Genomic DNA, 14,993 nt, shown 5'->3' with positions numbered 1-14,993 from the left:
GACCAGTGGGCCACAGCCGCGCCGGGCCGGGCAATAGCGGCCGACCCCTAGTCGTCGTCACCACCGCCGATCGCCATGCTGATCAGCGCGTCGGCGTCGAGGTCGTCGATCGTGGCCTCTTCGACGGCTTCGGGTTCTTCCGCCTCCGGCAGGCGGACGCCGGCCAGCTCGAGCAGCCCGTCCAGGAGCCCGGCGGCGCGCAGCTTCTCCAGCGGGATGGCCGCCAGCGCGTCGCGAACCCCTTGCTCGGTAACGGCTTCCTCGACGACCTCGGCCTCGGCCGGAGCCAGCTCGCCGACCAGGTGCTCGGCCAGGATCCGCGGGGTCGGGTAGTCGAAGATCAGGCTCACCGGCAGCTTGAGCCCGGTGACGAGGCTGAGCTTGTTGCGGAATCCGGTGGCGGACAGGGAATCGAAGCCGACCTCGTTGAACGAGCGGTCCGGTTCCACCGCCTCCGGCCCGGCGTGGCCCAGCAGCGTCGCCGCGTGCGTGCGGACCAGGGTCAGCACGGTCGGGACGCGCTTGGCCACCGGCAGCCCGGCGAGCTTCCTGGCGAGGGACTCGGTGTCCTCGGCCACGTCCTGCGCCGCGCGGCGGCCGGGGGTGCCGGCCAGGCCGCGCAGGACGGCGGGCAGGTCGTCGTCGCCCGACGAGGCCAGCACGCGGGTGTCCAGCGCGATCGGCACCAGCAGCGCTTCCGCGCCGCCGGCCGCCGCGTCCAGCAGCGCCAGTCCATCCTCAGTGGACAGTGCGGTGATGCCGGTCTCTCCGATGCGGTGCGCGTCCGCGTCTTCGAGGGCCTCGCCCATGCCGCCGGCCCACAGGCCCCACGCCAGCGAAGTGCCGGCCAGGCCGCCGGCCCGGCGCTTGGCCGCCAGCGCGTCGAGGAACGCGTTGGCCGCGGCGTAGCTGCCCTGCCCCGGGGCGCCGAGGACGCCGGCGGCCGAGGAGAACAGCACGAAGGCCGTGAGGTCGAGGTCGCGGGTCAGCTCGTCGAGCACCGAAGCCGCGTCGGCCTTCGGCCGCAGCACCGTGTTCAGGCGCTCCGGCGTCAGCGACGTCAGGACGCCGTCGTCGAGGACGCCCGCCGCGTGCACGACCGCACGCAGTGGTGTCTCCGCCGGGATTCCGGCCAGCAGCGCCGACACGGCGTCGCGGTCGGCGACGTCGCAGGCCGCGATGGTGACGTTCGCGTCGAGTGCGGCGAGTTCGGCCGCCCCGGGTGCGTCGGCGCCGCGGCGGCTGACCAGGAGCAGGTTGCGGACGCCGTGCTCGGCGACCAGGTGCCGCGCCACGGCCGAACCCAGCACGCCGGTGGCGCCGGTGACCAGGACCGTGCCGTCCGCGTCCCACACCGGGGCCGCGGCCGCGTCGGCCGCCTTGGCCAGCCGCGGCACCAGCACCGCGCCGGCCCGCAGGGCGACCTGCGGTTCGTCGGACGCCGCCACCGCGGCGAGCGTCCGGCCCGCCGGGGTGCCCGCGCCGAGGTCGACGAGGGTGATCCGGCCCGGGTGCTCGGCCTGCGCCGACCGGACCAGGCCGGCCACCGCGGCGCCGACCGGGTCGGGGTTCTCCCCCGCCTCGGCCGCCACCGCACCGCGGGTCACGACGATCAGCGACTCCCCCGGTCCGGCCAGCCAGGACTGCAGCAGGCCGAGCACGCGGTGCAGTTCGGCGTGCAGGTCGTCGCCGGCGACCGGCAGCACGGCCGGGCCGGTCGCGCCCGCCTCGGCGCCCAGCGCTTCGGTGAGGCCGAAGGCGTCGGTACCCAGCACGGACCAGTCGGTCACCTCCGCGACCGCGTCGAGCTCGGTGGGTTCCCAGGCGACGCGGAACAGCGTGTCGCCGCCACCGGTGGGCGCGGCCTGCGGAACGGCGGACATCGGCCGCAGCAGGAGCGACTCCACCGAGGTGACCGGGGCCCCGGCCCCGTCGGCGACGTCCAGCGCGACCGCGCCGGTGCCCGCCGGGCGGACGTGGACCCGCAGGGTCGTCGCGCCGACGGCGTGCAGCCGCACGCCTTCCCACGCGAACGGCAGGGCGGGTTCGGAACCCGCGGCGCCGGAGACGCCGATGGTGTGCAGCGCGGCGTCGAGCACGGCCGGGTGGACGCCGTAGCGGTCCACATCGGACACCGAAGCCGGGAGCCGGATCTCGGCGAAGGCCTCGCCGTCGCGCTTCCAGGCCGCGACGAGCCCGCGGAACGCGGGACCGTAGGCCAGCCCGTCGGCCGCCAATTCCTCGTACGTGCCCTCCAGGTTCACCTGCTCGGCGCCGGCGGGCGGCCAGGCCGTCAGGTCGAAGGTCGCCTTCGGGGACGCCTTGGCCAGCTTGCCGGTGGCGTGCCGCGTCCACGCGCCGCTCGCGCCCTCGGGTCGCGAGTGGACGCTGAACGCGCGGGTGCCGTCACCACCGGGGGCTTCGAGGGCGAACTGGACGCGGACGCCGGTCCGCTCCGGCACGACCAGCGGGTACTCCAGGGTCAGCTCGTCCAGCCGCGGGCAGCCCGCCTCGTCGCCGGCGCGGATCGCCATCTCGACGAACCCGGTGCCGGGGAACAGGATCGCGCCGCCGACGACGTGGTCGGCCAGCCACGGGTGCGTGCCCACGGAAAGCCGTCCGGAGAACAGCAGCCCGTCGGCGCCGGCCAGTTCGATGGCCGAACCGAGCAGCGGGTGGTCCTCCTGGCTCGCCGAGCCGGTGGTGCTCTCCAGCCAGAAGCGCTGCCGCTGGAACGGGTAGGTCGGCACCGCGACCGGCCGGGCACCCGTGGGCTCGTACACCGCGGCCCAGTCGACGTCGACGCCGCTGACGTGCAGCTGCGCGATGCCGGTCAGGGCGGCGACGGCTTCGTCGTTCTCCTTGTGCAGCAGGGAAGCCAGCACCTCGGGCCGCTCGTCGAGGCAGGCCGAGGCCGCCGCGGTGAGCGTGGTGTCCGGGCCCAGCTCCAGGAACCGGGTGACGCCCTCGGCCGCGGCGCGGGTGACCGCGTCGGCGAACCGGACGCCCGCGCGGACCTGGTCGACCCAGTACTCGGGCGTGGTCAGCTCGGCCGGTCCGCCGGTGACCGTGGAAACCACCGGGATGCGCGGCTGGGCGTAGGTCAGCTTCGAGGCCACCGCGTGGAACTCGTCCAGCATCGGGTCCATCAGCCGGGAGTGGAACGCGTGCGACACCTTCAGCTGCTTGGTGCGCTCGAACTTCGCGGCGACTTCGGCGACCGCGTCGGCCGCACCGGAAACGACGACCGCGTTCGGGCCGTTGACCGCGGCGAGGTCGACGGTGTCCCCGGCGGCTTCGCGCACCGCGTCGGCCGTCGCCTCGATCGCCACCATCGCCCCGCCGGCCGGCAGGGCCTGCATCAGGGCACCCCGGGCGACCACCAGCTGGGCGGCGTCCGCCAGGGAGAACACGCCCGCGCAGTGGGCCGCGGCGATCTCGCCGATCGAGTGTCCGATCAGGACGTCCGGCCGGACACCCCACGACCGCACCAGGCGGAACAACGCGACTTCCAGCGCGAACAACGCGGGCTGGGTGTAGCGGGTCTCGTGCAGTTCGTCGGTGACCGAGCGGATCGGGCGGTCCAGGTGCCGGTCGACTTCCGCGCAGACTTCGTCGTACGCGGCCGCGAAGGCCGGGAACTGCTCGGCGAGCCGAGCCCCCATGCCCACGCGCTGCGCACCCTGGCCGGCGAAGAGGAACGCCGTGCGTCCGCCTGCGGTGGCGACACCGCTGACGACGCCGCGCGCCTCCTCTTCGTCGACCAGCGCGGCGAGACCGCGGACGAACTGCGGCGACCGCTGGCCGATCAGCACCGCGCGGCGGTCGAACGCACCGCGGGTCGTGGCCAGCGAGAAGCCGATGTCGGCGAGGCTGCCCTCGGGGTCTTCGTCCACATAGGACATCAGCTGTTCGGCCTGCGCGCGCAGGGCCGCCGCGCCGCGGCCGGAGACCGGCCACGCGACCGGGCCTTCGTAGTCGTGCCCGCCGGTGACCTCGCGGCGGTCGCCCTCTTCGAGGATCACGTGGGCGTTGGTGCCGCTGACGCCGAACGACGAGACACCGGCCCGGCGGATGTGCCCGTTGGGCAGCCACTTCACCGGCTCGACGAGCGGCCGGACCGCGCCGGACGACCAGTCGATCTCGCTCGACGGGCGCCCGACGTGCAGCGTCGCGGGCAGCTCGCCCTGTCGCATGGCCATCACCATCTTGATCACACCCGCCGCGCCGGCCGCCGCTTGGGTGTGGCCGAGGTTCGACTTGACCGAGCCGATCCACAGGGGACGGTCGGCCGAGGTCTCCTTGCCGTAGGTGGCCAGCAGGGCCTGGACCTCGATCGGGTCGCCCAGCTTCGTGCCGGTGCCGTGCGCCTCGACGGCGTCGACGTCGGCCGCGGTGATGCCCGCGTCGGCCAGCGCCGCCCGGATCACGCGCTGCTGCGCGGGGCCGTTGGGGGCGGTGAGGCCGTTGGACGTGCCGTCCTGGTTGACCGCGCTGCCCTTGAGCACCGCGAGCACCGGGTGGCCGAGGCGGCGGGCTTCGGACAGCCGCTCCAGCACCAGCACGCCGACGCCTTCGGACCAGGTGGTGCCGTCGGCGTCGTCGGAGAACACCTTGCAGCGGCCGTCGGCGGCCAGCCCCTTCTGGCGGCTGAACTCGACGAACGTCTCCGGCGTCGCCATCACGGTCACGCCGCCGGCCAGCGCGAGCGAGCAGTCGCCGCCGCGCAGGGCCTGGGCCGCCATGTGCATCGCGACCAGCGACGACGAGCACGCCGTGTCGACGCTGACCGCCGGGCCCTCGAGGCCGAGGGTGTAGGACACCCGGCCGGTGACGATGGAGCCGGCGCTGTTCGCGCCCACGTAGTCGTGGTACTGGACGCCCGCGTAGACGCCGGTCGGGCTGCCTTTGAGCGAAGTCGGGTCGATGCCCGCGCGCTCCAGAGCTTCCCAGCAGGCTTCCAGCAGGAGCCGCTGCTGCGGGTCGATGGCCGGCGCTTCCTTCGGCGAGACGCCGAAGAAGGTGGCGTCGAAGTCGCCGGCGTCGTGGACGAACCCGCCGCGGGCCACGTAGGTCGTGCCGGGGCGGCGGCCGGTCGGGTCGAGCAGGCCGTCGACGTCCCAGCCGCGGTCGGCCGGGAAGTCGCCGATGGCGTCACGGCCGCCGGCGACGAGGTCCCACAGCTGCTCGGGCGAGGTGACCCCGCCGGGCAGCCGGCAGGCCATGCCGACGATCGCGATCGGCTCGTCGGACGTCGTGGACGAGGCCGTGGCGACCTCCTCCACCGCGCCCACCAGCTCGGTGAGCAGGTGCGCGGCCAGCGCCGACGGTGTCGGGTGGTCGAAGATCAGCGTCGCGGGCAGCCGCTGCCCGGTGGCCGCGGTGAGGCCGTTGCGCAGCTCGATCGCGGTGAGCGAGTCGAAGCCGAGCGACTGGAACTGCGCGCCCGGCTCGATCTCGTGCCCGCCGCCGTAGCCGAGGACGGTGGCCGCGTGCCCGCGGACCAGGTCCAGCACGGCGTCGGCCCGGTCGGGCTCCGGCAGGGCGCGGACGCGGGCGGCGAACGAGTCGTCGGTGGCCGCGGCCGCACTCGCCGCGACGCGCCGGGTGGGCCGTCCGGTCAGCTCCTCCAGGGTCTTCGGGATCCGGCCCAGCTTGCGCAGCGCCGGCAGGTCGAGCTTCACCGGCACGACGGCCGCCTGACGGGACGCCAGCGCGCGGTCGAACAGGTCGAGAGCGTCCGAAGTGGACAGCGGCACGATGCCGCCCGAAGCCAGGCGCGCGATCTCGGCCTCGGTCAGGGTGCCGCCCATGCCGCCGACTTCGCCCCACAGGCCCCAGCCCAGGGACAGCGCGGGCAGGCCGCGGGCGACGCGGTGGGCGGCGAGGCCGTCGAGGAACGCGTTCGCGGCGGCGTACCCGCCCTGGCCCGGGGCGCCGAGGACGCCGGAGACCGAGGAGAACAGTACGAACGCCGAGAGCGCGGTGTCGCGGGTGAGCTCGTGCAGGTTGAGTGCGCCGTCGACCTTCGGCCGCAGCACGGTGTCGAGGCGTTCGGGCGTGAGTGCGGTGACGACGCCGTCGTCGAGGACGCCGGCGGCGTGCACGACCGACGTCAGCGGGTGCTCGGCCGGGATCGCGGCCAGCACGGCGGCGAGCGCGGCGCGGTCGGCGACGTCGCAGAGGGCGATGTCGACGTGCACGCCCAGCTCGGCACCCAGGCTCTCCAGTTCGGGGGTGCTACGCCGGCTGACCAGCAGGAACCGCCGGACGTCGTGCTGTGCGGCCAGGTGCCGGACGAGCGCCCCGCCGATCGCGCCGGACGCGCCGGTGACCAGCACCGTGCCGCCCGGGTGGAAGTACGCCGGCTCGGCGGCCGCGGCGGTGCGCACCAAGCGCGGGACGAGGACCGCGCCGAAGCGGACGGCGGCCTGTGCCTCCCCGGTGGCGAGAACCTGCGGGAGGACCTCGGCCGCGGTGCTCACAGTGCTGTCCACGTCGAGGTCCAGCAGCACGAAGGTGTCGGGGTTCTCCTCCTGCGCCGAGCGCACGAGACCCCAGGCCGCGGCCGCGGCGAGGTCCGAGACGCCTCCGGCCGCCGCGACGGCACCGCGGGTGACGACGACCAGGCGCGCGTCCTCCGGGTGCTCCCCGGCGAGCCAGTCCTGCAGCGCGCCGAGCACGCGGTGGGTCACCTCGTGGGTGTCCGCACCCGCGCACTCGAAAACCTCGGCGGCCGAGGCGTCCACAGTGGACTCGGCTGCGATCCGCTGCCATTCGATCCGGTAGAGCGGGGCCTCCGCCGCGACCGGCGCGGTGAACGCCCGGAACACGGTCTCGGCGACCGTCGCGACCGGTGCGCCCGTGCTGTCGGCGAGCGCGACTTCGAAGCCGTCCTCGGTGGTCGGCGTGAATTTCACGCGCAGCGCCGAAGCGCCGGTGGCGTGCAGCTCGACGCCCGTCCAGCAGAACGGGACGCGGCCGACCCCGCCGTCTCCGCCGCCCGCGACGCGCAGTGCGTGCGTGCAGGCGTCGAGCGCGGCCGGGTGCAGGCCGAAGCGCTCGGCGTCGCTGTCCTCGGGCAGGGCGACCTCGGCGAAGACCTCGCGGCCGCGGCTCCAGACCGCCCGCAGCGAGCGGAAGAGCGGGCCGTAGGTGAGGCCGGTGCCGGCGAAGTCGTCGTAGAGACCGTCGATGGCGACGGGCTCGGCGCCGGCCGGCGGCCACTCGGTCAGCTCGGTCCCGCGGTGCGTCTGCGGGGCGACCGTGCCGTCGGCGTGCGCCGTCCACGGGTCGTCGCTGTCCTCGAGGCGCGAGTGGACGCTGACCGCGCGGACACCGTTCTCGCCCGCGGCCCCGACCGTGACCTGCACCTGGACCCCACCGCGGTCCGGGACGACCAGCGGGCTGCCGAGGGTGAGCTCCTCGATGCGGCCGCAGCCGACCTGGTCGCCGGCGCGGATCGCCAGCTCCAGGAACGCCGTGCCGGGCACGGTGGCGACGTCGCCGAGGCGGTGCTCGTCGAGCCACGCGTGGGTTTCCAGGGAGAGGCGGCCGGTGAGGACGACGCCGTCGGTGTCGGCGAGCGCGACGGCCGCGCCGAGCAGCGGGTGCCCGGCGGAGGTGAGGCCGGCGGCGGACACCTCGTCGCGGTTGGCGCGGGCGTCGATCCAGTAGCGCTTGCGCTGGAACGCATACGTCGGCAGCTCGACGCGCCGGGCGCCGCGGCCCTCGAACACCGCGGCCCAGTCCGGGTCCGAGCCGCTGACGTACAGCTCGGCCAGCGCGGTGAGCGCGGTGGCCGGCTCGGGCCGGTCCTTGCGCAGGACCGGCACGACCACGGCGTCGAAGCTCTGGCGGGCCAACGCGGACAGCACGCCGTCCGGGCCGACCTCGACGAACCGGGAGACGCCCTGGTCGCTCAGCGCGGTGAGACCGTCGTGGAACCGGACGGCCGCGCGGACGTGCGAGACCCAGTACTCCGGCGTGGCGACCTCGGGCCCGGCGAGCGTGCCGGACACGTTGGACACCAGCGGGATCCCGGGCTGGGCGAAGGTGAGCGTGCCGGCGATCGCGGCGAACTCGGCCAGCATCGGCTCCATCAGCGGCGAGTGGAAGGCGTGCGACACCTTGAGCTTCGACGACTTGCGGCCCTCGAACCGCGCGACCACGGCCGCCACGGCGTCCTCGGTGCCGGACAGCACGACGGAGTCCGGGCCGTTGATCGCCGCGATGCTGACGTCGTCGGTCAGGTGCGGCGTGACCTCGTCCTCGGTCGCCTGCACCGCGACCATCGCGCCGCCGGTCGGCAGCGCCTGCATCAGCTTCGCGCGGGCGGCGACCAGCTTGGCCGCGTCGGCCAGCGACAGCACCCCGGCGACGTGCGCTGCGGCCAGCTCGCCGACCGAATGGCCGAGCAGGAAGTCCGGCTTGATACCCCACGAGGACAGCAGCCGGAACAGCGCGACCTCGATCGCGAACAGCGCGGGCTGGGTGTAGCCGGTCTGGTTGATCAGGCGCGGCTTGTCGAAGACGACCGTCTTCAGTGGACGGTCGAGGTGCTGGTCCAGTTCCGCGCAGACCTCGTCCAGCGCGGCGGCGAACACCGGGAACGCGGCGGCCAGCTCGGCCCCCATGCCCGCGCGCTGCGCGCCCTGACCGGAGAACAGGAAGGCGGTGAGCCCTTCGACGGGCGTGCCGGCCTCCACGGCCGTAAGACCCGCCTTGCCGTCGAACACCACCGCACGGTGGCTCAGCGGCGAGCGCGACGTCGCCAACGAGAACCCGATGTCGAGTGCCGAGGCGTCCACATCGGACAGACGGGCTGCCTGCGCCTTCAGCGCGGCGGCACCGTGCCCGGAGAGGGGCCACGGGACCGGCACGTCCGCGGGCCAGCTCGGTGTGCCGTCCTCGACGTCGATGGCGGGCGCTTCCTCGATGATCACGTGCGCGTTGGTGCCACTCACCCCGAACGACGACACACCCGCACGACGCGGCGTCGAGCCCGCCTCCCACGAACGTTCCTCGGTCAGCAGCTCGACGTTCCCGGCGGTCCAGTCGACCTCGGTGCTCGGCTCGGTGACGTGCAGGGTCTTCGGCAGCAGGCCGTTGCGCAGGGCCTGCACCATCTTGATCACGCCGCCGACCCCGGCCGCGCCCTGGGCGTGGCCGATGTTCGACTTGATCGAGCCGAGCCAGAGCGGGCGGTCGCGGTCCTGGCCGTAGGTGGCGAGCAGGGCCTGTGCCTCGATCGGGTCACCGAGGGTGGTTCCGGTGCCGTGGCCCTCGACGGCGTCCACATCGGACGCCGACAACTGCGCGTTCGCCAGCGCCTGGCGGATGACGCGCTGCTGGGACGGGCCGTTCGGGGCGGTGAGGCCGTTGGACGCGCCGTCGGAGTTGACCGCGGTGCCGCGCACGACCGCGAGGACCTGGTGGCCGTTGCGGCGCGCGTCGGACAGCCGCTCCAGCAGGAGCGTGCCCGCGCCCTCGGCCCACCCGGTGCCGTCGGCGCTGTCGGAGAACGGCTTGCAGCGGCCGTCGGCGGCGAGGCCGCGCTGGCGGCTGAACGCGACGAACGGGCCGGGCCGCGACATCACCATGACGCCACCGGCCAGGGCCAGCGCGCAGTCGCGCTGCCGCAGCGCCTGCACGGCCAGGTGCAGGGCGACCAGCGAAGACGAGCACGCCGTGTCGATCGTGATGGCCGGGCCTTCCAGGCCCAGCGCGTAGGCGATCCGGCCGGAGATGACCGAGCCGGCGTTGCCGGTGCTCAGGTAGTCCTGGACCTCGCCGGCGAGCACCGACTGGGGCAGCTCGTCGTAGTAGTCCTGGTCGCCGCTGCCGAGGAAGACGCCGACCTGCTGCTTGGCGAGGCTGTGCGGCGCGATGCCGGCGCGTTCGAAGGTCTCCCACGCCAGCTCCAGCGTCAGCCGCTGCTGCGGGTCCATGGCGAGCGCTTCGCGCGGCGAGATGCCGAAGAACGGCGCGTCGAACTGGGCGACGTCGTGGAGGAACCCGCCCTCGCTCACGTAGCTCGTGCCCGGGCTGTCGGGGTCGGCGTCGAACATCGTGTCCAGGCCCCAGCCGCGGTCGGCCGGGAACGGCCCGATCGCGTCCCGGCCCTGCGCCACCAGTTCCCAGAGGTCCTCCGGGGAGCGGACGTCGCCCGGGTACCGGCAGCCCATCGCGACGATGGCGATCGGCTCGGCGTCGGCGGCCTCGACCTCGCGCAGCCGCTCCCGCGTCTCCTGCAGGGTGGCGGTCACCCGCTTCAGGTAGTCGACCAGCTTGCTTTCGTCAGTCATCGTGGACATACCTCTCAGGCGCCGAGCTCGTTGTCGATGAGGGCGAACAGCTCATCCGTGGTCGCGGTCTCCAGCACTTCGGTGCTCTTCGTGCCGGACAGGGTCTTGTGCAGCGTGGTCACCATCGCCTGCAGCCGGGCGACGATCCGGGACCGGTCGATCTCGGCCGCGTCCAATGTGGACGCGATGCCTTCCAGCCGGTCCAGCTCGGCCTCCAGCGGGACCGCGGCCTCGCCGCCGCCCAGCCGGGTCCACAGGTGCTCGGCGAGCGCCTGCGGGTTGACGTGGTCGAACGCGACGGTCGCCGGCAGCTTCAGGCCGGTGGCCGCGCCGAGCCGGTTGCGCAGGTCGACGGCGGTGACGGAGTCGAACCCCAGCTCCTTGAACGCGCGGGCGGGTTCGACCGCCGAACCGCCGTCGTAGCCGGCCACCACGGCGACCTCGCCGCGCACCAGCTCCAGCAGCGTCCGCTTCTGTTCGGCAGGCGTCAGCGAGGCGAGCTTCGCTTGCAGGTCACCGGTGTCCGCCGGGGTTTCCATCTTGTCCTCGGCGACCTCGGGCAGCCCGCGCAGCAGCGGCCGCGGCCGAGCGAGCTGGTACACCGGCGCGAACGCGGCCCAGTCGATGTCCGCGACGACCAGATGGGTTTCGTCGTGGTCAAGCGCTTGGCCCAGGGCCTCGACGGCCAGGTCCGGCGCCATCTCGGCCAGGCCCATGCGGCGCAGCAGGGCACTCGCCTCGGCGTCGACCATGCCCCCGCCGCCCCAGGAGCCCCAGGCGATCGCGGTGGCCTTCCGGCCGGCCGCGCGACGGCGCCGGGCGAGCGCGTCGAGGTAGGCGTTGCCCGCGGCGTAGGCGGGCTGGCCGGAGGTGCCCCACACCGCGGCCCCGGAGGACATCAGCACGAACGCGTCCAGTTCGGTGTCGCCGAGCAGCTCGTCGAGCAGCGCGGCGCCGGTGACCTTGGCCCGGGTGGCCGCGGCGAACTCGGCGGGCGTGACGTCGGTCAGCGACGACTCGGCGGTGAGGACACCGGCCGCGTGGACGACGGCGGTCGGTGGGTGCTCGGCCAGCAGGGCCTTGACCTGGTCCTCGTCGGTGACGTCGCAGGCCACGACGGTCGCGCCCAGCTCGTCGGCCAGCTCCCGCGCGCCCTCGGCGTCGAGGCCGCGACGGCTGGTGAGGACGAGGTTTTCCACGCCCCGGCCGGCGAGCCAGCGGGCGACGTGCGCGCCGACCGCGCCCGTGCCGCCGGTGACCAGGACCGTTCCGCGCGGCTGCCACTCCGCCGCGGTGGCCTTCAGCGGGGCGTGGACCATCCGCCGGGCGAACACCCCGGACGGCCGGATCGCGACCTGGTCTTCACTGTCCACACCGGACAGGACGGCGGCGAGGCGGGCGGCGTCGGCGGCGCCGTCGACGTCGACCAGGCCACCCCAGGTGGCGGGCAGGTCGAGCGCGGCCACCGTGCCGAGGCCCCACACCGCCGCGGCGGCCGGGTCGGCGTCGGAGAAGGCGTCCACCGCGACCGCGCCGCGGGTGACGACCCACACCGGAGTGTCGACGTCGCGCAGGGCCTGCAGGAGCGCGATGGTGGCGGCGACCGCGGTACTGAGCGCCGGGTGCTCCGGGTGCTCGCGCGTGTCGAGGGCGAGCAGGGACACCACGCCGTCGAACGGCCGGACCGCCGTCGCTTCGGTGAGCACTGCGGCCAGTTCGCCGTCTTCGGCGATCACCCGGACGACCTCGCCCTGTTCGGCGAGTGCGTCGGCCAGTTCGGCCGCCTCGGGGACGTCCGCCGGGACGACGACCAGCCAGGTGCCGATCAGCCCGCCCGTGACGGTCACCGGCGCCCACGACACGCGGTAGCGCCAGGACTCCACTGTGGACAGCTGGGTCCGCCGCCCGTGCCAGGCCGCGAGCGCCGGGACGATGTCGGCCAGGGGGTTCACCTCGACGCCGAGCCGGGCGGCGAGCCCGTCGACGTCGCCGGTGGTGACCTCCTGCCAGAAGTCCTGATCGGCCCCTTGGCCGGGCGCCGTGGCGGCTTCCGCTTCGAGCCAGAAGCGCTTGTGCTGGAACGGGTAGGTCGGCAGGTCGGCGATCCGGCCGCCGGGCACCAGCGACGCCCAGTCGGCCGCGCCGCCCCGCACCGAGTGCTCGGCCAGGGACATCGCGAACCGGGTCATGCTGCCTTCGTCGCGGCGCAGGGTACCGGTCACGGACCCGCTGTGCCCGCCCTCGTCGAGGGTCTCCTGGATGCTCATCGCGAGCACCGGGTGCGGGCTGACCTCGACGAACCGGGCGAAGCCCGCCTCGGCGAGCTTCGCGACGACCGGGGCGAACCGGACGGTCGTGCGCAGGTTGGTGAACCAGTACCGGGCGTCCATGGTGGCGCCCGGCTCTTCGGTGACCGTGGACGTCATCGCGACGCTGCCGGCGCCGGGTTCGATCGGGCCCAGGTCTTCGAGCAGGCGGTCGGCGAGGTGCTCGACGTGCGCGGAGTGCGACGCGTAGTCCACCGGCACGCGCTTGGCGCGGAAGCCCTCGGCGACGAGCTGGTCACGCAGCTCGTCGAGGGCGTCGCCGTCGCCGGACAGCACCGCCGAGGTGGCGCCGTTGTCGGCGGCCAGGGAGATCCGGCCGTCCCAGGCGTCGAGGCGGGTCAGCAGCTCGGCGGCGGGGAGACCGGCGGCGAGCATGCCGCCGCCGCGGCCGCCGAGGACGTCCCCGATCGCCCTGCTGCGCAGCGCGACCACGCGCGCACCGTCCTGAAGGGACAGTGCACCCGAGACGGTCGCCGCGGCGATCTCGCCCTGCGAGTGCCCGATCACCATGTCCGGCTCGACGCCGTGCGCGCGCCACAACGCTGCGAGGGAGACCATCACGGCCCACAGCATCGGCTGGACGACGTCGACCCGGTCCACGGGCGGGGTGCCCGGCTCGCCGTGCAGGACGTCGATCACCGACCAGCCGGTGAACCCGTGCAGCGCGGCGTCGCACTCGGCCATCCGGGCGGCGAACGCCGGCGACTGCGTCAGCAGCTCGGTCGCCATGCCGGTCCACTGGGCGCCCTGGCCGGGGAAGACGAACACGGTCTTGCCGCGGACGTCGGCGGTGCCGGTGACGACGCCGGGGTGCGAGCCGCCCGCGGCCAGCGTCTCCAGGGCCTGCTTCGGGTCCACCGACAGCACCACCGCGCGGTGGTCGAGCTGCGCGCGGCCGGTGGCCAGGGTGTGAGCGACATCGACGAGGTTGCCGTCCACATGGGACGCGAGCTGCCCGGCGGCTTCGGCGAGCGCGGCCGGGGTCCTGGCCGACAACACCAGCGGGTGGACCGCGGGCAGCGGCGGCTCGGCGACCTCGCTCTCGGGTGCCTGCTCGAGGATGACGTGCGCGTTGGTGCCGCTGACGCCGAACGACGACACCGCGGCCCGGCGCGGCCGGCCGACCTCGGGCCAGTCGCGCGGCTCGGTGAGCAGCTCGACGGCGCCCGCGGTCCAGTCGACGTGCGTCGAAGGCGTGCCGACGTGCAGGGTGCGCGGCGCCTTGCCGTGGCGCAACGCCTGCACCACCTTGATCACCCCGGCGACACCGGCCGCCGCCTGCGGGTGGCCCATGTTGGACTTGATCGAGCCGAGCAGCAGCGGCTCGCCCGTGGTGCGCTGCCCGTAGGTCTCCATCAGCGACTGCGCCTCGATCGGGTCGCCGAGCGCGGTGCCGGTGCCGTGCGCCTCGACGAGGTCCACATCGGACCGCGACAGCCCGGCGTCGGCCAGCGCGGCCTCGATCACGCGAACCTGCGAGGGGCCGTTGGGGGCGGAGAAACCGTTGCTGGCGCCGTCCTGGTTGATGGCGGACCCGCGCAGGAGCGCGAGGACGCGGTGACCGTTGCGGCGGGCGTCGGAAAGCTTCTCCAGCACGAGAACGCCGACACCCTCGGCCCAGGACGTCCCGTCGGCGTCGTCCGAAAAGGACTTGCTGCGGCCGTCGGCCGAGAGGCCACGGCGGCCGCTGAAGTCGACGAACATCTCGGGCGTGCCCATGACGGCGACTCCGCCGGCGAGCGCGAGGGAGCAGTCGCCGTCCCGGAGGCCCTGGGCGGCCATGTGCAGCGCGACCAGCGACGACGAGCACGCGGTGTCGACCGAGACGGACGGGCCTTCGAGACCGAGGGTGTAGGACACCTGCCCGGAGACGAGGCTGCCGTCGGGGCTGCCGCCGCTGTAGTCGTGGTACATGACGCCGGCGTAGACCCCGGTCGGGCTGCCCTTGAGCGAGTGCGGGTCGAGCCCGGCGCGTTCGAAGGCCTCCCACGAGGCCTCCAGGAGGATCCGCTGCTGCGGGTCGGAGCGGCGGGCGTCGCGCGGGCTGATGCCGAAGAACTCGGCGTCGAAACCCGGTGCGTCGTAGAGGAAACCGCCGTGGCGCGTGTAGGTCTTGCCCGGCCGGTCGGGAGTCGGGTCGTAGATGCCCTCGAGGTCCCACCCGCGGTCGGCGGGGAACTCCCCGATGACGTCGCGGCCCTGGTCGACCAGGTCCCACAGGTCGTCCGGCGTCCGGACGCCCCCGGGGTAGCGGCAGCTCATGCCGATGATGGCGATGGGCTCGGTGTTCCGTGCTTCCAGCTCCTGCACCCGGCGCCGGGCTGCCTGCAGATCCGCCGTCGCGCGCTTCAGGTAGTCG

2 protein-coding genes are annotated in these 14,993 nt (G+C 74.4%); both read right to left on the bottom strand.

Annotated elements, in window-relative coordinates; all coding sequences use genetic code 11:
- Positions 1 to 47: 47 nt before the first annotated feature.
- A complete protein-coding gene (locus tag ACWEVP_RS43640) occupies positions 48 to 10,307 on the bottom strand; it encodes an SDR family NAD(P)-dependent oxidoreductase (RefSeq protein ID WP_452068476.1) in 10,260 nt (3,419 codons plus the stop codon).
- Between the two features lie 14 nt (positions 10,308 to 10,321).
- On the bottom strand, positions 10,322 to 14,986 hold the full coding sequence (locus ACWEVP_RS43635; protein WP_452068556.1) for a type I polyketide synthase: 4,665 nt from the start codon (positions 14,984 to 14,986) through the stop codon (positions 10,322 to 10,324).
- Positions 14,987 to 14,993: the final 7 nt, after the last annotated feature.

Source organism: Amycolatopsis sp. NPDC003865, assembly GCF_053605345.1.
The sequence above is the reverse complement of the archived record's forward strand: the minus strand, read 5'-3'. Positions and strand labels throughout refer to the sequence as shown.

What these genes read in the sequence shown, in the direction of transcription:
- ACWEVP_RS43640 (WP_452068476.1), bottom strand. Translation starts at nt 10,307, where the DNA reads ATGACTGACGAAAGCAAGCTGGTCGACTACCTGAAGCGGGTGACCGCC.